Genomic DNA, 25,451 nt, shown 5'->3' with positions numbered 1-25,451 from the left:
TTTTTGTTTTTTATAGCTAAACCCTTTATTCACCAATTACTTCCAATTCATCAACAACAAGTGCACTACCACTCGCTCCTTTAAAGGCATCTCCTTCTTTACTTGAAGAACAAACAATAGCCATTTTATATTTAGCACCGACTTCATAAGCCTTACCACTCAAATAAGTAAACGGAATATCAAATTCGGTATAATTAGCTTTTGCTGTACCATCTTGTAGAACAGCTACAGCTACTCTTTTATCAGATGTATTAATATCGTGTCCCGTCAAAACTTCTTCATCACTTTCTACTTTATATAATATCGCAGCAATAGAACATTCATCTGTCTTTTCTATAATAGCGTCTTTTGAACCATTATAGAATGGGGCCCCTGGAGCATATTTATACCAGCCTCTAAAACGTATAGGCTTTTTATCGTAGGCAATACCAAACTTTGTACTTTTCAACTGATCTCCAATATCAAGGCTAAATACACCTGTAAATAACGATCCTGCAGTAATAACAGGAGCCATTCCAAAACCTTCTCCATCTGTATAAAGGGTAACTAACTTAACCGCATACTGTCCTTCCTTTGCCTCTTTTTCTTGAAGCATAGGGAAACCTCCTTTAAACCCAAAAGCAACCAAAAGCTCTGCTCCACCATTACTAGATGCTAATTCAGCCAAAGGGAGTGGAGATTGATATTTAGTATATGTCCCAGTTTCGCCCCATTCCTCAAAAGAGTATTTCAGTACATTCAAATTACCGGCAATCGAAGCCACATACTCTTTTACAGTACCATTCTCCGCTACAACCGTATAAGTAACCTTCTTACCATTAGAGAAATCTTGTGCCACCCCGCTAGCAGGATTAACAACAGCCTTCTCTGAAATAGTAAGTGTAGGAGCCATTGCTTTCAGATCATCTGCTGTAGCAGTCTCATTCACTTTAAAAGTAATTGTACCTTGCTCCTCATTAATAACAGGTTGTTCCAATACAAGTGCATTGTCAATCGTAAAAGCTGTAATTTTAGCTTCAGTTTTTTCACTACCACTTAATTTAACACCAGAATAATCTACTTGCACAGACTGATTGAGCGCCTTAACATCTACATCAATATTCATCTTCAGATTGCCTTTTCCAATTGTGCCCTTTACCGTTACAGGACAAGTACCAATAGGATCAAGCAATGTCAAAGTCTGAGAACCTGTAAATGAATATATATCTCCCGAACGTACCAAGTCGCAACGATCAATAGTAATCGTACCAATATTCATGCCAGCGAAAACGAAATCTTTCAATTCCATTTTTATTTGATTATCTCCAGCCTTAGAGATGTTTACATTTTTAGGTAATTGAGCTGCAATGGGCAACTTATCCAATACGATATCCATAGCACCTTTATAGGTACCAACGAGTTCTTCATCTACTGGAAATATTTCCTTCTCATCATTATTACATGATGTAAACATAGCTGTTGAGCAAATCAATACAAATAAATACAATAAACCTTTTTTCATAATAATCACGTTTAGTTATTAATATATTTCTCTTTTCTATTCAATATAAAGAAGTTAGGCGCTTTTTAAACGTACCCAAAAACAGTGCAAAGTAACAGTTTTATTTTCTTTCGGACAAGTCCCATACTATGTATTCTATGTTCTAAATTTAAGATTCACTGAAACAACACAAAAATAGTGTATACTTGGACAGAGAATTCAAAAACGAGCCATCTTTCTTAGAAAATATTTGTTATATTTGCATATAAAACAACTTTAAAACCAATCATATGTTTAATTCATTCGGCAATTTTTTAAGACTTACCAGTTTCGGCGAATCGCACGGAAAGGGTATCGGAGGAGTTATTGATGGATTTCCGGCAGGTATTGTCATCGATGAAGCATTTGTGCAAAACGAGCTTAATCGTCGCAGACCCGGACAATCGGTCATTACGACTTCACGCAAGGAGGCAGACAAGGTAGAATTTCTATCCGGTATCTTCGAAGGAAAATCGACCGGATGCCCCATTGGATTTATCGTATGGAATGAGAACCAACATTCAAACGACTACAATAATTTAAAAGAGGTATATCGCCCCTCACATGCAGACTATACCTATCAAGTGAAATATGGCATCCGCGACCATCGGGGCGGAGGAAGATCATCGGCTCGCGAAACCATTTCGCGAGTGATAGGTGGTGCATTGGCCAAGCTGGCACTCCGTCAGTTGGGTATCAGTATTACAGCCTATACCTCGCAGGTAGGCTCCATCAAACTCGACGGAAACTATACCGACTACGACCTCAACACCATCGAAGAGAACCCGGTACGTTGCCCCGATCAGGAAAAGGCCAAAGAGATGGAAGCACTGATTTATAAGATAAAAGGCGAAGGCGATACGATAGGCGGCGTGTTGACCTGTGTGATCAAAGGATGCCCCATCGGGCTTGGCCAGCCGGTATACGGAAAGCTGCACGCTGCACTGGGCAATGCGATGCTGAGCATCAATGCAGCCAAAGCATTCGAATACGGCGACGGCTTCAAAGGATTAAAGCAAAAAGGATCGGAGCAGAACGATGTATTCTACAACAACGGTGGACACATTGAGACCCGTACCAACCATTCGGGAGGTATTCAGGGAGGTATCAGCAACGGTCAGGATATCTTCTTCCGCGTAGCCTTCAAGCCGGTGGCTACAGTGCTGATGGAGCAGGAAACGGTCAACATCGACGGGATAGACACCACCATGAAAGCCCGCGGACGACACGACCCTTGTGTATTGCCCCGTGCAGTGCCCATCGTAGAGGCCATGGCAGCCATGACCATACTCGATTACTACCTGATCGACAGAATGACTCAATTATAATCACTACTTAACGCACATTCAATGAACGAAATACAAAAGTATATAGCGGCCAACGAGCCGAAGATGATGGACGACCTATTCAGCCTCATCCGCATCCCTAGTATCAGTGCCAAACCCGAGCACCAGCCCGATATGATGATCTGTGCCGAACGATGGGCAGAACTCTTGCTCGAGGCTGGAGCCGATGAAGCCATCGTGATGCCATCTGAGGGCAACCCCGTTGTATATGGTCAGAAGCTGGTCGATCCGGCTGCCAAGACCATCTTGATCTATGCCCATTACGATGTAATGCCTGCCGAACCATTGGAACTTTGGAAGAGTCAACCGTTTGAACCGGAGATACGCGACGAACATATCTGGGCGCGTGGAGCCGATGATGATAAAGGACAAGCCTTTATTCAGGTCAAGGCGTTCGAATATCTCGTCAAGAACGGGTTACTGAAGAACAACGTAAAGTTCATCTTCGAGGGCGAAGAAGAGATCGGATCGCCCAGCCTCGAAGCATTCTGCGAAAAGCATAAAGAGCTACTCAAAGCCGATGTTATCTTAGTTTCGGATACCAGCATGCTGGGTGCCGAACTGCCTTCGCTAACAACCGGCTTGCGCGGATTGGCTTATTGGGAAGTCGAAGTAACGGGTCCCAACCGCGACTTGCATTCGGGACACTTCGGTGGAGCGGTAGCCAACCCCATCAATGTGCTTTGCGGTATGATCAGCCAGGTAGTCGATGCCGACGGACGCATCACCATCCCCGGATTCTATGACGATGTAGAAGAAGTGCCCGGACCCGAGCGTGAGATGATTGCTCACATTCCTTTTAACGAAGCAAACTACAAAGCCGCCATTGGCGTAAAGCAGCTGGCAGGAGAAAAGGGATACAGCACACTCGAGCGAAACAGTTGCCGCCCCTCGTTCGACGTATGTGGTATCTGGGGGGGATATACAGGCGAAGGCTCGAAAACCGTATTGCCATCGAAGGCATTTGCCAAAGTATCGTGCCGATTGGTGGCTCACCAAGATCATCACAAGATATCGAAACTGTTTGCAGACTATTTCAAATCGATAGCCCCCGATACAGTAGCGGTAAAAGTAACGCCAATGCATGGCGGACAGGGCTATGTATGCCCCATCACCCTCCCCGCCTATCAGGCTGCCGAAAAGGGATTTGAGATTGCTTTCGGCAAAAAGCCGCTGGCTGTACGACGCGGGGGGAGTATTCCTATTATATCTACCTTCGAGCAAGTACTCGGCACGAAGACCGTCTTGATGGGATTCGGGCTCGAATCGGATGCCATTCACTCACCGAACGAGAACTTCTCACTGGATATTTTCCGCAAAGGAATCGAGGCGGTCATTGAGTTTCACCAAGCATACCGATAAGGCACGAGCTTGCGGATAGACATACAGCCGCATACAACGACAGCCGCATCAATAAACACTGCCGGGCAGTCATCGAAAGATGCTGCCCGGCAGTTCTTTTTTATTCGCAAGCCGGCACATCGCTAATACTGCCATAGCGATGATACTCGAACGAGATGCTCTGTTCTTTGATGTAATGAATCAATTCCACCCTACCGTTTTTCACCGGAGGAGCTGTGGCCACATAGATATGGTAATAGGCAGCTTCCTTGTAAATAAGCGGATTGATATCGGGCGTACAGGTACGAATGCGCTCGTAGTTTTCAATCGTATCTAAGAACTCTTCAAGGGTTTCTTCGTAAACCGGACAATCACTCAGCGGCAAGCGATCGAACAACTCACTATCGGGCTCGATGCTGATGACCAACTCCGTGCCGCACAAGCGAGCAGCATACACCACCCGTTCTATTTGTTCAATCGTATCGGTTGGCGATACACGCAACACCATATTTTTAATAGGTAGGTAACGCAGCACATTCTGCTCGCCATAAAGTTGATTGATATCGCGCGAACGGGCAAACTCCTCTCGCCAAGCCTCCTCGTAGCTACGTTTGTAGTCGGTCGTGCTACCGGGGCAGTCGGTGATGTTGACAAAACACAGACCATAGTTAGGCCCTCCTGCTTTGACTCCGCCGCCAAAGGCAGAGAGCTTCATGCCACCAAACGGCTGACGGTTCACGATTGCTCCCGTTATACCACGATTGATATACAGATTGCCTGCCACCAACGAGTCTCTCCATAGCTTCTGCTCGGCTTCGTCCAAACTCTGCAGGCCAGATGTAAGACCGTATTCCAAGCCGTTGACCAGATCAATACCCTCTTGCAGGTTATCGATACAAACCACACTCAGCAACGGGCCGAACAGTTCGGTATTAAACGAATAACTGCCCGGCTGCACCCCCCACTTAATGGTGGGAGCCAACACATATTGTTTCTCATCGAGAAAGCGGGGCGGCACCAACCACGACTCGCCCGGTTCGAGCGTCAAGGCTTGCAGCAACTTCTCGTTGCGACTGGTAATCATTGGGCCCACTACATTGCCCGCATTCCATACACTGCCTACTTTGAGACTGGTGGCAGCATCAATCAGTTTATCGCGGAAGTTGTGATCTTCGTAAACCGAACGCTCTACAAGAAGCAGTGAGCAGGCCGAACATTTCTGTCCGGCATTGCCGAAGGCAGAAGCCACTACGTTCATGATGGCGTGGTCGCGGTCGCCCGAAGCGGTAAGGATCATCGCATTCTTTCCACCGGTTTCGGCCGAAAGAGGAGTGATGGGATTGGATTGCACAATATAGCGTGCCGTATCCGTGCCCCCGGTCAGGATGATGTGCTTAATCTCGGGAGCGGTAGTGAGCACACCCAGTGCAGATCGGTCGGTAATGATCACCTGCAATGCCTCTTTGGGCACACCTGCCTCCCAGAATGCTTGTGCGAACAACCAAGCTACCGGAGCCGCCACAGTAGCGGGTTTCAGAATCACCGTATTGCCGCCCGCCAAGGCTGCCACAATGCCTCCTACCGGAATGGCACAAGGAAAATTCCACGGCGATATTACCAATACAGTACCTTTGGGAGCGATCTCTATATCCTCCATACCGACAAACTGTTTCATCGTGGTGGTGTAGAAACGGGCATAATCAATGGCTTCGGATACTTCAACATCGCCCTCTACAACCGTCTTTCCGGTGATGGCACACATACAGCCTATCAAATCGCCCCGCATATCGGCCAGGCGGTTGGCGGCATCGTACATAATCTGGTGGCGTTTGGCGAGTGTCGTCTCTCGCCAGTTGGCAAGGTCTTCGACGGCAATGTGAAGTATTTCTTTTACCTGCTCGGTATCAGCTTGCGACATCTCGCAGATGCAGACTTCATCGTTCTGACAACGGTCCATATAGCGGTGACGTTGACTGGATACAACCTCCATCCGGCCTATCTGCAAAGGAATACTATCGGGTTTGTCGGTCGGCGACTTCTTCCAACGAGCCAAGATCGATTCGACCCATCGTTGATTCCTTGGCAGATCGAAATCAGTATCGGGTTCATTCCTCATCACCTCGCCCGCAGGCACGGGCACATAAGGCAAGTTGCGATCCTGCGTGCGGTAAGAGCGATGCTCCAAGGTATCCTTTATCGCATAGGCCTCTTCGAACTGGCGGGTGAGGAAATCCCACGTATCGGTACCCGGTTTGAGATTGAAGGAGTGCGTGAGGAAGTTATCGGGAGCCGTATTCTCGTCCATTCGCCTGACCAGATAAGAGACGGCATTGAGAAAATGCTCGTCCTTGACCACGGGTGTATAGAGAATAACGCGGTTGCCCAGCTTCGACTGCGCACGCCACACATGATCGGCCATGCCTTCGAGCATCTCGAACGTCATATACTCCGACGAGCCCAGCCGCTGCGCCAATAGATAGGCATAGGCAATGGTAAAGAGGTTGTGTGAGGCCACACCCAGATGAAGCACGCGTGCGTTCTCCAACTGCAATCCCCGCTCCAGCAGGTGCATATAGTTGGCATCGACCTCTATTTTACCGTGGCGAATGGGGTTGGGCCAGCCACGCAGAGACGAAATGACCGTCTCCATCTCAAGGTTGCACCCTTTGACCAAGCGCATCTTGATAGGCGATCCACCTGCTGCCACACGTGCCTTGGCAAACTCGAGCAGCTCGGTCTGAAAGTCATAAGCATCGGGCAGATAGGCCTGAATCACAATACCCGCTTCGTAGTTCTTGAACTGCGGCAGGCTGAGCACCTCTTTGAAGAGGCGCAGGGTGAAGTGCGTATCTTTGTACTCCTCCATATCGAGGTTGATGAATTTAGCCCGCTTCTCGCCCCGCTCGTCGATATAGGGAAAATCGATGGCTTTCTGATAAAGTGCCGACATACGCTTCACCAACTCGGGAAAGCTCTCTTGATAGTTCAAAGCGTGCGTCTGTGCATAGATGCCCGATATTTTGACGGAGATATAGTTGATATCGTTCGACTCGAGTGCCTCAAGGTAGTGATGGTAGCGATGATCGGCCTCGCCGTTGCCCAATACCACCTCGCCAAGGAGATTCACGTTCTGCCCGATCTGCTGCCGGGAACGTTCCGCCAGGTGTTCCGTCAGATGCGGACGGGCTTCGTCGATAATCACCTTCGAGGTATCCATACGAAGGCGTTTCTTTATAATAGGTATGGCCACAAAATCGAAATGATGACCAAAGATTTGGTAGAGTTTAAAGAGAAAAGCATCGCGCTTGTTGAAGAAACGAGGAATGCCGTAGGCATCGATGAGTACTTTAATACGATGGGCAAGCTTTCGTCGGTCGCGTATCTGAGAAGATTCATCGAGCATCTTCACCAAAAATTTCTTGTCCTGCGGGCGTTGTACCATCATGGCATATTTGTGTTGTTCACGTCGCTCGTCGTCTGTGATTGTCTCTTCACAGGTGTTGTACAGGGTCAGTACCCAATCCTGCACTTCGGCAATAGTTGGTTTATCCATAATAATTTCTGATTTAATGTATTATATTAAGGTGATACGTAGACTCTTCATCCGTAAAAATAGTATTAAATTTCGGAATATAAACAATAAATCGAAGCAAATTATATTGAAAATGTGCGATATTGTTCCAAAGTTTACCTCTCTCGACGGAAGAGACAGGAGACGAAGGCGGTCATCTCCCTTACACAATCAGGCAAACGTACGGACATATTTGTATTCTCACCCGGGTGAGAAGCTATTTTTCGTTAGGAGAAAAGGGAATTATGAGCGGTTCTTAGAAGGATTAAGACAGCTTCTTAGAGAGGTTGTCAGGCACTCTTGAGCGGATTACTCAAACGCCTGACGGAAGGTACAACCCTCTTTCCAACGCGAACAACCGTAGGCGGCTTTGCCTTTAATAACCGTTCCTTGTCCACAGAGTGGGCAGGGGCGGCCGACTTGTGCATCGGGCACTTCAGTCTCTGCGGGCTGCGGAGAAGCCGGAGCGGTTGCTTGCGGAGCAGTTGGAGCTGCATCGGGAGCAGCTACGGGTGCTTCCGCCTTGGCTTTCTTCTCCTTAGGGGCGGCGGGTTTGCGGGTACGCTTCTTGGGTTCTGCTTTTTTCTCTTCGGCTACTGCCTCGACAGCTTCCTGAATGGTGATGCGACGGTTGGTGTTATCACTCAACACGCTGAAGACGATCTCCGACACCATCTGCTTCAGCTCTTCGAGAAACTGGTGGGCATCGTACGTCTTCTTCTCTATCTCGCGAAGTTTCTTCTCCCAGATACCGGTTAGTTCGGCCGACTTCAGGAGTTCTTCGCGAATAAGTTGTATCAACTCTACCCCGGTGGCGGTGGCGATGAGATTTTTCTTCTCCTTGCGGATGTAGTTACGCTTGAACAGGGTTTCGATGATGGCGGCACGCGTAGAGGGGCGACCGATACCGTTCTCCTTGAGGGCATCACGCAGTTCGTCGTTATCGACCAGCTTACCGGCCGTTTCCATGGCTCGCAAGAGGGTGGCTTCGGTAAAGGGTTTGGGCGGCTGTGTCCATTTCTCGTTCAGGTCGGGCACGTGGGGGCCGCTTTCGCCTTTGACGAAGAGGGGCAATACGCGTTCTTCGTCTCCTTCTTTCTCTTCGACCTGCTCGCGGGCAAAGACCACACGCCAGCCGGGTGCGAGAATCTGCTTACCGGTTACCTTAAACTCGATCTTATCTACCTCGCCCAGAATGGTGGTGGTAGAGACTTTACAGTCGGGATAGAAGACGGCAATGAAACGACGGGCGATGAGATCGAAAACCCTTCGCTCCATGTCGGTCAGGTTCTGCGGGGGCTGTCCGGTAGGGATGATGGCGTGGTGATCGGTTACCTTGGCACTATCGAATACCTTCTTCGACTTAGGCAACTTGGCACCGTCGAGCGGAGCGGTCAGTGCTTCGTAGTCGCGGCTGATGCCTTTGAGTATGCCGGGGCATTTGGGATAAATGTCGTCGCTCAGGAACGTGGTGTCTACACGCGGATAGGTGGCTACTTTCTTTTCGTAGAGCGATTGGATAAGCTTCAGGGTTTCGTCGGCCGAATAGCCGAACTTCTTGTTGCACTCTACCTGCAACGAGGTGAGGTCGAACAGGCGCGGTGCATACTCCACGCCTTTCTTGGCCGATACGTCGGTCACGATAAAGTCCGACTGCCGCACGGTATCGAGAAAGGCCAAGCCTTCTTCTTTGGAGGTGAACTTGCCCTTGGTGGCAGAGAAGGTCGTGTCGCGATACACGGTTTTCAACTCCCAGTAAGCCTCGGGGGTGAAGTTCTCAATCTCCAGCTGGCGGTTCACGATCAGTGCCAATGTAGGCGTCTGTACCCGGCCAATGGAGAGCACCTGACGGTTCTGACCATACTTAATGGTATACAGGCGGGTGGCGTTCATGCCCAACAGCCAGTCGCCGATGGCACGAGACATCCCCGCTTCGTAAAGCGATTGGAACTCGGATTGATCTTTGAGTTTGGCAAAGCCCTCTTTGATAGCCTCTTCGGTAAGCGAAGAGATCCAAAGACGCTTCACGGGACAGGTAACGCCGGCCTTGTGCAACACCCAGCGCTGAATGAGTTCTCCCTCCTGCCCGGCATCACCGCAGTTGATGATCTCGTCGGCACGTTGCATCAACCACTCTACCGTTCGAAACTGCTTCTCGTACGTAGGGTTACTGATTAGTTTAATACCAAAGCGTGGCGGTATCATGGGCAGGCTGCCCAAGCTCCATGACTTCCAGGCAGGCGTATATTCGTGAGGTTCTTTCAGGGTACAGAGATGTCCGAACGTCCAGGTTACCTGATATCCGTTACCTTCCATGTATCCGTCTTTCCGTTCCCGGGCTCCTAAAATATCGGCTATATCACGTGCCACTGAGGGCTTTTCGGCAATGCAAACTATCATTTATTTTCTCCTTCAATCTATAATAAGAAGACAAAGGTACAAAAAAATGGCATACATTGCCGAGAAGCGATTATTGTTTCTTCGGAATCCGAAACCAGAAGCGAGAGCCTTTGCCGGGTTCGGAGCTTACGCCGATGGTGCCGCCAAGCAACTCAACAATTGTTTTACAGATAGATAGTCCCAAGCCGGTACCTTCGACGTAGGAATCCAGTTTGGTAAAGCGTTCGAAAATATCACCGTGCTTATCTTCGGGAATGCCGATGCCGGTATCTTCGACAAAGAACTCGATCTGCTCGTCGCCATACGGAAAGTAGCCTACCGTAATGGCTCCCTCGCGTGTAAACTTCATAGCGTTACTAACCAAATTATTGAGTAACTGCATCAACCGGTTGGGATCGGTATACAGAGACATAGAGGTGCAAGACGGATGAAGTGATAGGGCAACGCCTTGCGCACATTTGTCCTGAAGTGCTGCAATAACGTGCAGACTGATTTCCAAAGCATCTACCTTCTCAAAATGGAGTTCGAGCATACCGACTTCGATCTTCGACTCGTCGAGGATATCGGATATCAGATGTAGCAACAGATCACTGTTACGGTGGATGAGCTCGGCAAACTCCATCCGCTCTTCTTTCGAGTCCATATCGGCAATCACCCCCGAAAAGCCGACGATGGCATTGAGCGGTGTACGTATCTCGTGACTCATATTGGCCAAGAAAGCCGACTTCAACCGGTCGGACTCTTCGGCTTTATGGAGGGCTTTCGTAAGTTCCTCGTGCGTGGCTTTGAGTTCGGTATTGGCCTTCTCGGTTGCTGCAACCGACTGAAGCAAAAGACGCTGGGCACTATGCAGCTTGATATTGCTACGAAGTGTATAAAGGTAGAACAATACAAAGATAACCAACAACACAGAACCGACAATAATATAGTACTTATAGGTACTAAAGAAAGACTGGGGGTAGTTGTAGAACATGGTATTGGCAGGAAGATTATCTTTATCGAGCTTGTAGCGCTCAAAGACTTTCCAGGCAATTCTGCATTGTTCATCGTATTCGACCATCGTTTCTATCTGCCGGGGGCTTTTGCCTCGGAGAATCTGAATCAACTGGTCGGCTGTTCTCTTGCCCCAGAAGGAAGAAGTATTGAAATATCCTCCTACGAAATATTCCTTATCTAAACCGATATTGTTGGTGATAAATATAGGAGCTTGAAGATCGAGTTCCATCTGGCTGTAAACATGTTCTTTGGAGTATTCGAACCCATGATCGCCCGTCAGCCATGAGGTAAGCAACACGCCTGTGGTCGGAGTAATTTCGGGTAACTTTCTCAGCAGAGAGTCTGTCGTGATCGACCGGGCATCGAGGTAATCGACCGGAATGCTCGGATAGCTTCGCTTTACTTCTTGCTCCAAAAGCAAACGGGTATAGATGCCATAAAACCGCCCGTCGGTAATAAATGTAAACCGATCGAGGTTGGGTATTAAATTATTCATTAAGGTCAGATAGCCCGATGTGTTCATGGCACGAAGCACGCCGGTGGCGTTGTACTTCTTCATCACTTCAAGAGTGGGTTTAAAGTGAGATAGCCGAAGAGATTTCTGACAATAATCAAGCGTTTGCGTACAAATAGTGTGAGGCTTTACTGCACAGAGCAAAAGGGGAACGTTCTGAAAGTCGGCAAAATCGGCATCCTGATAAGCCATCCATGCTTCGTCCGAAATTAGTACGATAGCAAGTGGGGGGTTCTTCCGGTAGTTGGCAAGCAGCACGCTTACTTTATCTCCCCAGGTATCGGCGTTGTCTAAAAACTCTGATGATAAGAACTCCCGGCTGAACTCAATATTAGGAAATTCTGCTTTAAGTTCCCTACAAATAACATCTGCAATGGAGTTGCTCCATTGGTAATCTGTTCCATAAGAACTTAGTACAAGAACTTTATCTACTTCCGAAAAAACATTGATCCGAAAGCCCCATAGCAGCATAGCAAGTAATAAGTAGCGTTTCATAACAAATTAGTTTAGTAATTCATCGTCTAAAGAAATAGCATTAACCACCGAAAGTAAACTAGTTATTTCACACATTAAGGATTCATAGGTAAAAAAAAAGGAGCAACGCCTTGCTCCAACCTTTGTTAACCTTAAATCTAATACTATGAAAAACACAGTGCAAAGATATAGGTTTTTCAAGAAAAAACAAACTCTGTGCACGAAAACGGAAGTGCAATAACTTTTTTAGTGTTTTCTTAACAAAACAAAGAGGGCGAGGTATCCTAAGACACCTCGCCCATTTCAATGAACTTATCAAAGTTTATTATTCTTCCAACAAGATTTCGAGAATCTGGCAGGCAGCTTTCGCTACAGGCGAACCCGGACCGAAGATGGCAGCCACACCGGCTTTGTACAAGAAATCATAGTCTTGCGCAGGAATTACACCACCGGCAATCACGATGATATCTTCGCGACCCAGCTTCTTAAGTTCTTCGAGGATCTGCGGAATCAGTGTCTTGTGTCCGGCAGCCAGTGAAGAAACACCTACTACGTGAACATCATTCTCTACTGCTTCGCGGGCAGCTTCGGCAGGAGTCTGGAACAGAGGTCCCATGTCTACGTCGAAACCACAATCGGCATAACCGGTTGCTACTACTTTGGCACCACGGTCGTGACCGTCTTGTCCCATCTTAGCTACCATGATACGGGGCTGACGTCCCTCTTTCTTTGCAAACTTCTCGGCCAACTCGCAAGCACGCTTGAAGTCGCTATCGTTTTTACTTTCTGCTGAATACACGCCTGAAATAGTTCTGATTACTGCTTTATAACGACCTACTACTTCTTCGCAAGCCGATGAGATTTCGCCCAGAGTAGCACGAACACGAGCGGCTTCTACAGCCAGTTCGAGCAGGTTGCCTTCTTTGGTTTCCACACACTTGGTGATGGCAGCCAAAGCAGCTTGTACTTTCGCTTCGTCGCGACCTTCTTTGAGTTCGGCAAGACGTTCGATCTGTTGGTTACGAACCGATGTATTGTCGATCTCCAGGATATCGATCGGAGCTTCTTTCTCCAAACGGTACTTGTTGACGCCTACAATGGTTTGCGAACCCGAGTCGATACGAGCTTGCGTACGGGCAGCAGCCTCTTCGATACGCATCTTAGGCAGACCGGTTTCGATGGCTTTGGCCATACCGCCCAGCTTCTCTACCTCTTCGATCAACTCCCATGCTTTGTGAGCCAAGTCGTTGGTCAAAGACTCTACGTAGTACGAACCACCCCATGGGTCGACGTTCTTGCAGATATAAGTTTCTTCCTGAATATAGATCTGTGTGTTACGAGCGATACGAGCCGAGAAGTCGGTTGGCAAAGCGATAGCCTCATCGAGTGCATTGGTATGCAATGATTGGGTGTGTCCCAACGCTGCTGCCATTGCTTCGATACAGGTACGGCCTACGTTATTGAACGGATCTTGCTCGGTAAGCGACCAACCCGATGTTTGAGAGTGGGTACGCAAAGCCAGTGATTTCGCGTTCTTCGGATTGAATTGTTTTACAATCTTCGCCCACAGCATACGGGCAGCACGCATCTTGGCAATTTCCATGAAGTGGTTGGTACCAATGGCCCAGAAGAACGACAGACGAGGAGCAAATGCATCGATGTCGATACCTGCGGCAACACCTGCACGAAGGTACTCAAGACCATCGGCAAGGGTGTAAGCCAACTCAATGTCGGCAGTAGCACCGGCTTCCTGCATGTGATAGCCCGAGATAGAGATTGAGTTGAACTTCGGCATCTTCTGAGAAGTATACTCAAAGATGTCCGAGATGATCTTCATAGAGAATGCAGGTGGGTAGATATAGGTATTACGCACCATGAATTCTTTGAGGATATCGTTCTGAATGGTTCCGGCCATCTCTTCGAGTTGTGCACCTTGTTCCAAACCGGCATTGATATAGAATGCCAAGATAGGAAGTACGGCACCGTTCATGGTCATCGACACAGACATCTTGTTCAACGGAATACCATCGAACAATACCTTCATGTTTTCGAGCGAACAGATAGACACACCGGCTTTACCTACGTCGCCTACCACACGTTCGTGGTCGGGGTCATAGCCACGGTGTGTAGCCAAGTCGAACGCTACCGACAAACCTTTTTGTCCGGCAGCCAGGTTGCGGCGATAGAATGCATTTGATTCTTCGGCAGTAGAGAATCCGGCATACTGACGGATCGTCCAGGGACGAAGCGTGTACATAACCGAATACGGACCACGCAGGTAAGGAGGAAGTCCGGCTGCATAGTGCAGATGTTCCATTCCTTCGAGGTCTTCTTTTGTATAAACAGGCTTTACACTGATGTGTTCGGGAGTCTTCCAGTTACTTTCGATTCCGTTAGCCTTTTGCCATTCAGCACCGTTAGCGGGCTGAAATGCGGCATATATATCTAAGTTCTTAAAATCTTTTCTCATCTTACTTCAATAATTTAGCGTTGAACTCTTTCAATGTATCGAGTACATTGACACGAACGTGAATGAAATTCTCGATACCTGCAGCTTGCAGTTCGTCCATACAGGCAGGAGCACCGGCAACGATAAACAATGCGCGATCACCTACTGCCTTGAATGCCGGAACAGCATATTCTGCATATTCGTCATCGCTTGAGCAGAGTACTACGATATCGGCTTTGGCAGCCATAGCAGCCTCTACACCGGCTTCGATGCTTTCGAAACCAAGATTATCCACCACTTCATATCCGGCACAAGCCAAGAAGTTGCAAGAGTATTGAGCACGCGCCTGACGCATAGCCAGGTTACCGATAGTGAGCATGAACGCTTTCGGACGTTTGCCCGATGCTTCCGTTTCGAGGCGCAATGCTTCGAACTGGCTGGCAGCACGATCAAATACCAATGTAGGTACATCCTTTTCGCAAGTGCTTTTTCCACCGCAGCAACAAGTAGCCTCTACCGGTTTCTTATCGCCTGCTATTTCGTTGAAGTTGGGGAACTGGTTAGTACCCAATAGCACTTCGCGGCGTTGAGCCACTGCTTTGTGACGAGCTTTGTTGCTTTCGTTCACAGCAGCCTGCACCTTGCCTGCTTTTACAGCAGCATAGAAACCACCCTCTTCTTCGACCGAAAGGAACAGTTCCCAAGCTTGCTTAGCGATGGCAGCAGTGAGGTTCTCTACATAATACGAACCGGCAGCGGGATCTACCACTTTATCGAAATGAGCTTCCTCTTTCAATAAGAGTTGTTGATTGCGAGCCATACGTTCAGAGAAATCGTCGGCTGTCTGATACGTAACATCAAACGGAGTAACCGTCATTGAGTCGACACCTGCCAGTGCAGCACTCATAGCTTCTGTTTGTGTACGGAGCAAATTCACATGTGCATCGAACAGCGTCATATTAAAGGTAGAAGTCTCTGCATGTACTTTCATCTTAGCCGCGCAACGACATTCGCCGTTGGCACCCTTGTTATCGCAATCGCGCAAGCATTCGGGTTGGTAAGAGGCTACGATGTTGGCCCACAACATACGAGCCGCACGGAATTTAGCAATTTCGAGGAAGTAGTTAGAGCTGATACCGAAGTTGAATTTGATCTTCTTTGCTACTACGGCAGCAGGAATACCGGCTTCGGTAAGTTGGTTCATGTATTCGTTACCCCAAGCCAATGCGTAACCCAGTTCTTGCGAAATATAGGCACCTGCATTGTTGAGCGACAAGGCTGTCACGTTCAGCACACGGTAAAAAGGAAGAGGCTGAATGGCTTCGATCAGTGCTTTGGCTGTCTGTACCATGTCTCCTTTTTCTTTGCCCTTCGTCAACATTTTGTTGAGGAAGTCAAAGTTGATCGAACCTTGCAGTTTCTTCACATCGTAGTCTTTCTTCTGGAAGTAAGCTACCAGGTTCTCTGCCAACTGCACCACATGTCCTTGACAAGTAGAGAAGTTCAATTCGACACACTCTGCACAAATACCGTTAAGCAATGTTTCGATGTATTCGGCACTTAAATCGGCGGATTTAATATGGAAAGAAAGAGAGTCGATGCCTTTGTTGAGAATATCCAATGCTTTTTCATTGGCTTCCTTGGGGCATGCTACCTTTATTTCCTGACGAACCAACCATGCATTGCTATCCTTCTTTGTTCCTCTCAGATAAGGAAACTCGCCCGGAAGCGCATCGGTTGTTTTTAATCCCTCCAAGTCTTCCATTCGGTAGAACGGTTTAACCTTGAACCCTTCGTTCGTTTTCCAAACGAGTTTCTTCTCATAATCAGCGCCTTTGAGGTCGGCTGTTACTTTCTCCATCCATTTTTCGGTGGATACGGGAGAGAAGTCCGAGAAGAGCTTTTCTTTACTGTCTGCCATAGTTTATTCTAATTTTTAAAATAAGATTAATAACTATCATTATTTTATATCTCTTTCTAAATGTTTCATTAAGACATGCAAAGATACTTAATTCCTTTAAACAAGGTACTTTTTTTAGGGAAAATTCGCACTGTAGGCTGTCTTGTTGTTACTGAAGCATTTATTACCTCATCCGCAGCTAATTTATAACTGATTCAAATAGCGATTTAATTCACCTAATAGTTCCTACTCGTAGCTTTTCCCCCTGCTTTTCTCCTTGATTTCAGGTTATAGGGCATAGCTTCCCCTTTCCCCAGTTAGCTGAAGGCATAAGTAATCCCACGAAAAGTTGTTTTTACGGACTCCAAAGCAACTTGTATGGTTTGTCGGAATAAATATTGAGTACCCATTGTCTGCCTGTCTTTACCCATTTCGCAGGAACTGTAATGAATCGAAAGATAAATCGTTTGACTCGGCTTACCGGTTCAATATCTTCAAACACGGCTGCAACCTTCTCAATAAGGTAAGCATAAAAGTTTTTAGCCATGGCTGTAAGTAGCAGGAATACTGTATTCTCTTTGAGGAATGAACAGGGAAGATGACTCCACCCGAAATCGTTATTCATCATGTCGAATGTTCTTTCACAGGCTCCACGAGCATTGTAGAAGAGTACAATGTCTTTTTCAGAACTTTCATGGTCATTGGTTAAGATGCACCGATAGGTGTATTCACCATCAAATAGGTCCAATTGGTTGTCCTTACGCTTTTGCCTTTGAATAACAAGTCGGTAGTTTTCTTCTTGCAAAAAGGAAGTAAAAGGTATGGAGGTCACTTCATAATTCTCGAAGTTGATTTCTTCTTTTTTCCAATCTGTGATTTTCGTCATTTCTTCATACAGAGACTGACATTTGCCGGCTCGTATGTAGAACTTGTTGCAGTAGCCATGTGTCATACGGATAATCTCTTCCGAATAAGAACCACAGTCCATCCGGCAACGGTCTATGAATATTCCCCTATCGGCCAAACGACGAAAAGTCCGTTGGAGCGTATCCGCTTGACGAAAACGGACATTTGCGTTTGCGGCCCGATTTTCCACACCAACAATGTTACCACCAATAGTTGCCGTGCCGGGGAAATAACCACGTTTTTTCTTGTAAGAATACTGAGTGTCATACTTTTCTGTGGGAATAAACTGGTGGTCGAAGTCCAAGTTATAAAGCGTGTTTGGCTTGAGTTGTTCTGTTTGAAGGAGCATATCGAGCATCAAACTATTAAGCTGTTCCGCCTTATTGAAAGCATAGCTTGCTCCTTTTTGGGAAGTATAGTGGATATCCAATTCTGCGAGTTCTTTTATGCCTCTCAATAAAGTATCCGGACTGGGGATTTCAGTATCCGGGCGTAATTCAAGATGTTTGCCAAGGTGTTTGCCGATATCTTCGATGTGGTCACCGCCGCAATAGTAGATCCAAAATAGGCTCGAAATAATTTCGCTATATTGGTAACCGGCGTAGGAAGAACGTAATCCTAAAGATTTATCGATCACGGAATTCAGTCCTAAACGAGAAAATTCATCCATTGCGTAAAATATACCCCCAAAAGGAGTGATATTATCTGATTTTATGGCTATTTTTGTTGTCATATGCACAAGTACCTTTATGGTTTGTTTGGTAGCACTAATTTAGGTGAATCTTGTGACATAACCAAACCTTGAGGATGTTATTCATCCTCAAGTGTTTGGATTCTCTGAAAATAATATGACTGCGGATTTAAGGTATTAAATAGCAGGCAGATGAAAAAGAGTTTATAGTTTTAGCTTTTTAGCCACAAACTCTTCTAGAAACAAAACCGTTGCTTCGATACCCAATGCAGATGAGTCGACACAAAGGTGATAAGTGGAAGCGGCTCCCCAAGTTTTGTAGCTATAATAGTTGTAGTATTCGGAACGTTTCTTATCGGACTTATTCATCATCTCCTCCGCCTCTTCTTCGGCAATGGAGTGAATGCGACAAAGACGCGCCATGCGTTCTTGTGGAGAGGATGAGATAAAGATGTTTACGCAACGCGGATGTTCCCGAAGAATATAGTCGGCGCAACGCCCTACAAACAAGCAAGACCGCTCGGATGCAAGCCGGCGTATCACGTCGCTTTGAATTTTGAAAAGTGCATCATTGCTCAGGCAATTGGTGTAGGGGATAGAACTGTCACTGATGAAGGGGAACCGCATCCCAAACAATCCGCCGATGATACTTTGAGAAGCTTTTTCGTCGGCTTTCTCAAAGAACTCCCTACACAGTCCGCTCTCTTCGGATGCCAGATTGATCAGTTCTTTATCATAAAAGCCTATCCCCATGCGAGAGGCCAGCTTCTCTCCTATTTCCTTGCCGCCACTTCCTAGTTGACGGCCGATGTTTATCACATAATTAGTACTCATAGTACGTTGCTGTTAATTGGTTAAAAAGCAAACATACGGATTATTTCTGAGAAGGGAGATAAGAAAACAGAAGAAATTATCAATTGGTAAGTTTTAGATACGGGCAGGAATAAAATAAGCTTGCTCTTAAGAGTACGTACTCAATGGAGCATTCATATACTAATTAACAGTACGTTAAATACGTACTCTTGGCACCCAAGAATACGTATTCTTTATAAGCTATGATAATCAATAATTTACGCCGATCACTTATCTTATTTTGCACTCATCTTTTTGAAGCTTCGAAACTGCCACCACAACATGGCTGCCGAAATCAAACTCGCCGCCAAATCGGATACAGGCATACTAACCCATACCCCCGTTTGACCATAAAAACGGGGAAGAATAAACAAACAGGGAATCAACAACAACATCTGCCGGGTAAGCGATAGGAAAATAGCCTTACCTGCCATACCGATGCTTTGAAAGAAGTTGGAAGCAACCATCTGAAAGCCGACAATGGGGAAAAACAGTACAACGATCTGCAACCCTTCGGATGCCAAGGCTATCAGCTCACTATCGGACGTAAAAATAGAAACAGCCCAGTCGGGCACGAATATCCCCATCAGGAAACCAATCGTAGTAACCACCGTAGCCGCACAAATGGTTAGCTTCAGTGTTTGAGTAACACGGTCGTAGTGACGTGCACCGAAGTTATAACCGGCTATGGGTTGCATACCTTGATTAATGCCCATCACAATCATAATGAAGAGAAAGACCAACCGGTTAACAATACCAAAGGCTCCGATGGCCAAATCGCCTCCATGACGTTTGAGCCCTTGATTGATTAAAATGACAATAAAGCAGGAGGCCAGATTCATTAAAAAAGGAGCCATGCCGATGGCCAGCGAAGCCGTTACGATCTTACGTTTCAGCCGGAAGATGCCACGGTGAAAGTGTAGCAGTTCGTCTTTGTTACTAAACAATTTAAATTGCCACGTCAAAGCAATGACCTGTGCCACAATCGTGGCAATGGCCGCCCCACGAATGCCCCAACCGAAGCCGAAGATAAAGAGCGGATCGAGTGCCGTATTGATAAGCACGGTCGCAATCGTGGCAATCATCGCCTTCTGAGGATGGCCGGCCGAGCGAAGCACTGCATTGAGCCCCAAATAAATATGCGTAATCACATTGCCTAACAGAATAATCTGCATGTAATCGCGGGCATAGCCAACCGTCTCGTCACTACCTCCGAAGAAGTAAAGAATGGGGTCCAGAAAGATAAGAGTAGGTATGGTAAAAGCCAGCCCGATAATAAGGTTTAAGATCAACACATTGCCCAGCACGCGCTGAGCCGTATCATAATCGCGCTGCCCCAGTTTGACCGATACCAATGTGGCGGCTCCTACACCAACCAATGATCCGAATGCTGCTGCCAGGTTCATCAACGGGAAAGTGAGTGCCAACCCCGAAATAGCCATGCGCCCTACACCGTGCCCAATAAAAATGCTGTCAACCATATTATACAAAGACGATGCCGTCATAGCGATAATTGCCGGAATGGCATACTGCATCAAAAGCTTTCTAATGGGCTCTGTTCCCAGCGCAGTGGGCGTTTTTTGTCCTGTCATACTGAATGTTTTAAGGGTGCAAAAGTACTCTTTTTTTCGCATTTGGACAAGCCCATGGAAGGCTTCTTTGATTAATTAGAAGCCCGTTCATGCCGTTATATGAAAAATGTTTCGTATTTTTGCCTCCAAATATTGAGTTAATACGTAACGAAATGAACCTATTAGAACTAAGTGAACAGGAAATCATCCGACGCAACAGTCTGAATGAACTTCGCGCGATGGGCATTGATCCCTATCCCGCAGCAGAGTATGTAACCAATGCTTTCTCTACCGATATAAAACAGGAATTCAAAGACGACGAAGCGCCACGTCCTGTTTCCATTGCCGGACGCATCATGAGCAGACGTGTTATGGGTAAAGCGTCTTTTGTTGAATTGCAAGATTCAAAAGGACGTATACAAGTCTATATCACTCGCGACGATATTTGTCCGGGAGAAGACAAAGAGATGTACAACACTGTGTTTAAACGCCTGCTCGACTTAGGCGACTTTATCGGTATCGAAGGTTTTGTATTTCGCACACAAATGGGCGAAATCAGTATCCATGCACAAAAGCTCACGGTACTGGCCAAATCGATCAAGCCGCTTCCTATCGTAAAGTATAAAGACGGTGTAGCATACGACTCCTTCGAAGATCCCGAAATGCGTTATCGCCAACGCTACGTCGACCTGGCTGTAAACGAAGGTATCAAAGATATTTTCATCAAACGAAATAAAGTGTACTCTTCCATGCGTGAATATTTCAACGCACAGAATTACATGGAAGTAGAGACACCCATCCTGCAAGCCATCCCCGGTGGTGCATCGGCACGTCCGTTCATCACACACCACAATGCGCTTGATATTCCGCTGTACCTGCGTATCGCAGATGAGCTGTACCTGAAGCGTCTTATCGTCGGTGGCTTTGAAGGGGTATACGAGTTCTCGAAAAACTTCCGTAACGAAGGAATGGACCGCACGCACAACCCCGAGTTTACCTGTATGGAGATCTATGTATCGTACAAAGACTACAACTGGATGATGGAGTTCACCGAAAAGATGATCGAAAAGATCTGTCTCGATGTGAATGGAACCACAGAGGTAACCGTAGGTGATAAACTGATCAATTTCAAAGCACCCTTCAAGCGTGTTACCATGCTGGGAGCGATCAAGGACTTTACCGGTCACGATCTAACAGGAAAGAGCGAAGAAGAGATTCGCGAGGTATGCAAGCAACTTAACATGGACATCAACGAAACCATGGGCAAAGGCAAGCTGATCGATGAAATATTCGGCGAGTTCTGCGAAGGCAATTACATTCAGCCAACCTTCATCACCGACTACCCCAAAGAGATGTCTCCGCTAACCAAGAAACACCGCGAAAACCCCGAACTGACAGAACGCTTCGAGCTTATGGTCAACGGAAAAGAGCTTTGCAATGCTTATTCGGAGTTGAACGACCCAATCGATCAGCTGGAGCGTTTCCAAGAGCAGCTTAAGCTAAGCGAAAAGGGAGATGACGAAGCCATGTTTATCGATATGGATTTTGTACGCGCCTTGGAGTATGGTATGCCTCCTACATCGGGTATGGGTATCGGTATGGACCGCCTTGTGATGCTGATGACCGGACAAACAGCCATTCAGGAGGTATTGTTCTTCCCTCAGATGCGTCCCGAAAAGACAATCAAAAGAGATGCAGCAGCCAAATACATGGAGATAGGCATCCCCGAAGAGTGGGTACCGGCTATTCAGAAAGCCGGATACAACATGGTATCGGACTTAAAAGAGGTGAATCCGCAGAAGTTCCACCAGGATATCTGTGGTATCAATAAGAAGTACAAATTGGAATTAACCGCTCCGTCAGTAAATGATGTGACTGAGTGGGTGAAACGTTTAAATTAAGAATAAAAAGAGTGAAGAGTCATTCTTCACTCTTTCATTATTATTATTCATTACAATATGAAATTACCCGGTAAGATAGCGATAATGGGCGGCGGAAGCTGGGCCACAGCCATTGCCAAAATGTTCTTGGCTCAAGAAGAGTCCATCAACTGGTACATGCGTCGCGACGACCGTATTGCCGACTTCAAGAGATTGGGCCACAACCCGGCCTATCTGACAGGCGTTAAGTTCGACATAAAACGTATCAATTTCAGCTCCAATATCAACGATATTGTCAAGGAGAGTGATACGCTTGTCTTTGTCACCCCATCTCCTTACTTGAAAGTTCACCTGAAAAAGCTGAAAACAAAGATAAAGGATAAGTTCATTATTACTGCTATCAAAGGAATCGTACCCGACGACAATATTATCGTATCGGAATACTTCACGAAAGAGTACGGTGTTCCACCCCAGAATATTGCCGTTCTGGCAGGTCCTTGCCATGCAGAAGAGGTTGCTCTCGAACGCCTCTCATATCTTACACTGGCTTGCCCCGATACGGATAAAGCGCGCATCTTCGCCCACCGGTTAGGAAGCAGTTATATTAAAACCTCCATCAGCGACGATGTGATAGGTATCGAATATAGCTCTGTATTAAAGAACGTATATGCCATTGCCGCAGGTATCTGTAGCGGGTTGAAATATGGCGATAACTTTCAATCGGTACTGATCTCGAATGCCATTCAGGAAATGAGCCGCTTCTTAGATACAGTATATCCGCTAAACAGAAACATCAACGAATCTGTTTATTTGGGCGACCTCTTGGTTACGGGCTATTCCAACTTCAGCCGTAACCGTACATTCGGTACGATGATCGGCAAGGGATACTCCGTGAAGAGTGCACAAATTGAGATGGAAATGATAGCCGAAGGTTACTATGGCACCAAGTGTATCAAAGAAATCAACAAGCATTATCATGTCAACATGCCTATACTCGACGCTGTTTACAACATCCTCTATGAGCGCATATCGCCGATGATTGAAATCAAGCTACTCACAGATTCATTCAGGTAACCCAACTTTAAAACCCCTTTAAACAAAGTAAAAAGATATGATTAGTTTAAACATTGAAAAAACCTTTGGATTTATCTCCAAAGAGTCCGTTTTCGGCTATGAAGCCCAAGTAAAAGCTGCACAAGAAGCATTGGAAAATGGTACAGGCAAAGGCAACGACTTTTTAGGATGGTTGCACCTGCCCTCATCGATCACTGCCGAACATCTGGCCGACTTGAAAGCTACTGCACAAGTGTTGAGAGATAATTGTGAAGTAGTGGTTGTAGCAGGTATTGGTGGAAGTTATTTGGGAACCCGCGCTGTTGTAGAAGCCTTATCGAACAGCTTCACTTGGTTGCAAAAGGAAAAAACAGCTCCAACCATTATCTATGCCGGACATAATATCGGCGAAGATTACCTGTACGAACTGACTACATTCTTAAAAGATAAAAAATTCGGTGTACTAAATATCTCTAAATCGGGTACTACTACCGAAACAGCTTTGGCCTTCCGCCTGCTGAAAAAGCAATGCGAAGAGCAACGTGGCAAAGAGATGGCTCGCAAGGTAATTGTTGCCATCACCGATGCTAAGAAAGGTGCAGCGCGTGTTACTGCCGATAAAGAAGGATACAAATCATTCATCATCCCCGACAACGTAGGCGGACGCTTCTCCGTACTCACTCCGGTAGGTTTGCTGCCTATTGCCGTTGCAGGTTTTGATATTGAGCAATTGGTAGCAGGTGCAGCCGATATGGAGAAAGCTTGTGGCAAGGATGTTCCTTTTGCCCAAAACCAAGCTGCTATCTATGCTGCTACACGCAATGAACTTTATAAGAGCGGAAAGAAGATTGAAATCTTGGTCAACTACAACCCCAAATTGCACTATGTAAGCGAATGGTGGAAACAATTATACGGTGAGTCTGAAGGAAAAGACAACAAAGGAATCTTCCCTGCTGCTGTCGATTTCTCGACCGATCTTCACTCGATGGGACAATGGATCCAAGAGGGCGAACGCATCATCTTCGAAACCGTAATCTCGGTAGAAAAGGTGAACCATACGCTCGAAGTTCCTGCAGATGAAGCCAACCTTGACGGACTCAACTTCCTTGCCGGCAAACGGGTAGACGAAGTGAATAAGATGGCCGAATTAGGTACTCAACTGGCTCATGTAGATGGTGGTGTTCCTAATATCCGTCTGGTTGTTCCCGAATTAAACGAATATAATATCGGTCAGCTACTTTATTTCTTCGAAATAGCTTGTGGTATCAGCGGTTATATTCTGGATGTAAATCCGTTCAATCAACCGGGAGTAGAGGCTTATAAGAAAAATATGTTTGCCTTACTTGACAAACCCGGATACGAAGAAGACTCGAAAGCGATCCGCGCAAGACTTTAAAAGGACTAAAAAGAATATTGAATAAAAAAAGCCGGGCGAGACTTTACTTTGAAGTCTTGCCCGGCTTTTTTTATTCAATACGGCTATAACAGCGATTACACCCCCGTCTTCAGCACCAAATCATACTGAGCTGCATTAGTCTCTGCTTTTGAAGAGAGGTAAAAAGATAGTTTAGTTTCTTTCTCGGTTGTCGAAACGACTTTTGCCTTTACCAACAAATGGGTATCATTGACTCCATCAACAAAACGCAAGCGCCCACCCTCGACATCTGTAAAATCAATTTCCGAAGTTACTTCCCTTTTTTCGTAACCCAAAGAATCCAACTTTATTTCTGCGGTACGATTCACTTGAAACGTTTTTAATTCGGCACCATTACCATTGAGATCCAACGTAACATTTACCTCATCGCCCACAACCAAAGAAGGCATCGACCCAAGAGTCTGTGCATAATCGATTGTATCATCATTCACATACAGGCTAGTAACGGTTATTACCGGGCTTAGACCGTTATTTGAACATGCCGCCAAGAGTAATAAGCTAAATAAAAGTGAAACTATTTTTTTCATGTATTATGAGTTTGTCGAGGCAAAAA

Annotated in this window: 14 protein-coding genes and 1 pseudogene; 5 read left to right on the top strand and 10 right to left on the bottom strand. The window is 46.4% G+C overall.

The window, feature by feature from the left end:
* Window positions 1–25 precede the first annotated feature (25 nt).
* A complete protein-coding gene (locus tag TY03_RS14315; protein WP_187373999.1) occupies window positions 26–1,501 on the bottom strand; it encodes a PCMD domain-containing protein in 1,476 nt (491 codons plus the stop codon).
* A 269-nt stretch (window positions 1,502–1,770) separates the two neighbouring features.
* Here TY03_RS14315 and aroC point away from each other — a divergent pair, with 269 nt between their 5' ends.
* Together aroC and TY03_RS14305 are read left to right on the top strand one after the other, a co-directional pair.
* A complete protein-coding gene (gene aroC / locus TY03_RS14310) occupies window positions 1,771–2,847 on the top strand; it encodes a chorismate synthase (RefSeq protein WP_042371123.1) in 1,077 nt (358 codons plus the stop codon).
* A 21-nt stretch (window positions 2,848–2,868) separates the two neighbouring features.
* A complete protein-coding gene (locus TY03_RS14305) occupies window positions 2,869–4,227 on the top strand; it encodes a dipeptidase (protein WP_042371121.1) in 1,359 nt (452 codons plus the stop codon).
* Window positions 4,228–4,327: 100 nt separating this feature from the next.
* Here the strand turns inward: TY03_RS14305 and TY03_RS14300 are convergent, their stop codons facing one another.
* The 8 genes and pseudogenes from TY03_RS14300 to TY03_RS14265 form a co-directional block, all read right to left on the bottom strand.
* Window positions 4,328–7,759 (bottom strand): bifunctional proline dehydrogenase/L-glutamate gamma-semialdehyde dehydrogenase, encoded by a 3,432-nt coding sequence (locus tag TY03_RS14300; protein ID WP_042371119.1) that lies wholly within the window; start codon window positions 7,757–7,759, stop codon window positions 4,328–4,330.
* A gap of 542 nt (window positions 7,760–8,301) precedes the next feature.
* Window positions 8,302–10,177 (bottom strand): annotated as a pseudogene (locus TY03_RS14295) (DNA topoisomerase 3); the annotation flags it as partial.
* Window positions 10,178–10,247: 70 nt separating this feature from the next.
* Window positions 10,248–12,182 carry a sensor histidine kinase gene (locus TY03_RS21530; RefSeq protein ID WP_052332501.1) on the bottom strand — a complete coding sequence of 645 codons (1,935 nt, stop codon included), beginning with the start codon at window positions 12,180–12,182 and terminating at the stop codon, window positions 10,248–10,250.
* Window positions 12,183–12,486: 304 nt separating this feature from the next.
* Window positions 12,487–14,631 carry a methylmalonyl-CoA mutase gene (gene scpA / locus TY03_RS14285; RefSeq protein WP_042371116.1) on the bottom strand — a complete coding sequence of 715 codons (2,145 nt, stop codon included), beginning with the start codon at window positions 14,629–14,631 and terminating at the stop codon, window positions 12,487–12,489.
* 1 nt (window position 14,632) lies between these two features.
* Entirely contained in the window at window positions 14,633–16,531 is a 1,899-nt protein-coding gene (gene mutA, locus TY03_RS14280) for a methylmalonyl-CoA mutase small subunit (RefSeq protein WP_042371114.1), read from the bottom strand.
* Window positions 16,532–16,865: 334 nt separating this feature from the next.
* A complete protein-coding gene (locus TY03_RS14275) occupies window positions 16,866–18,149 on the bottom strand; it encodes an IS1380 family transposase (RefSeq protein ID WP_042366226.1) in 1,284 nt (427 codons plus the stop codon).
* Between the two features lie 162 nt (window positions 18,150–18,311).
* The gene (locus tag TY03_RS14270) at window positions 18,312–18,941 is read right to left on the bottom strand and encodes a cytidylate kinase-like family protein (RefSeq protein WP_042371113.1); all 630 of its coding nucleotides are present in this window, start codon (window positions 18,939–18,941) and stop codon (window positions 18,312–18,314) included.
* A 254-nt stretch (window positions 18,942–19,195) separates the two neighbouring features.
* Window positions 19,196–20,551 (bottom strand): MATE family efflux transporter, encoded by a 1,356-nt coding sequence (locus TY03_RS14265; protein ID WP_042371111.1) that lies wholly within the window; start codon window positions 20,549–20,551, stop codon window positions 19,196–19,198.
* A gap of 152 nt (window positions 20,552–20,703) precedes the next feature.
* Between TY03_RS14265 and lysS the strand changes: the two genes are divergently transcribed.
* Genes lysS through TY03_RS14250 form a run of 3 tightly spaced genes read left to right on the top strand, consistent with a single transcriptional unit; the run spans window position 20,704 to window position 24,859 of the window.
* Complete coding sequence (lysS, locus tag TY03_RS14260) at window positions 20,704–22,431, top strand: lysine--tRNA ligase (protein WP_042371109.1); 1,728 nt, start codon at window positions 20,704–20,706, stop codon at window positions 22,429–22,431.
* A 57-nt stretch (window positions 22,432–22,488) separates the two neighbouring features.
* The gene (locus TY03_RS14255; RefSeq protein ID WP_042371107.1) at window positions 22,489–23,484 is read left to right on the top strand and encodes an NAD(P)H-dependent glycerol-3-phosphate dehydrogenase; all 996 of its coding nucleotides are present in this window, start codon (window positions 22,489–22,491) and stop codon (window positions 23,482–23,484) included.
* A gap of 37 nt (window positions 23,485–23,521) precedes the next feature.
* Window positions 23,522–24,859 carry a glucose-6-phosphate isomerase gene (locus TY03_RS14250; RefSeq protein ID WP_042371105.1) on the top strand — a complete coding sequence of 446 codons (1,338 nt, stop codon included), beginning with the start codon at window positions 23,522–23,524 and terminating at the stop codon, window positions 24,857–24,859.
* 95 nt (window positions 24,860–24,954) lie between these two features.
* On the opposite strand, the gene TY03_RS14245 is transcribed toward TY03_RS14250, so the two are convergent.
* Complete coding sequence (locus TY03_RS14245) at window positions 24,955–25,425, bottom strand: DUF5035 family protein (RefSeq protein WP_042371103.1); 471 nt, start codon at window positions 25,423–25,425, stop codon at window positions 24,955–24,957.
* Between the last annotated feature and the right edge of the window lie 26 nt (window positions 25,426–25,451).

Origin of the sequence: Bacteroides neonati (genome assembly GCF_000499785.1) — a bacterium.
GTDB classification, from domain to species: domain Bacteria; phylum Bacteroidota; class Bacteroidia; order Bacteroidales; family Bacteroidaceae; genus Bacteroides; species Bacteroides neonati.
This window is presented reverse-complemented; position numbering and strand designations above follow the sequence as displayed.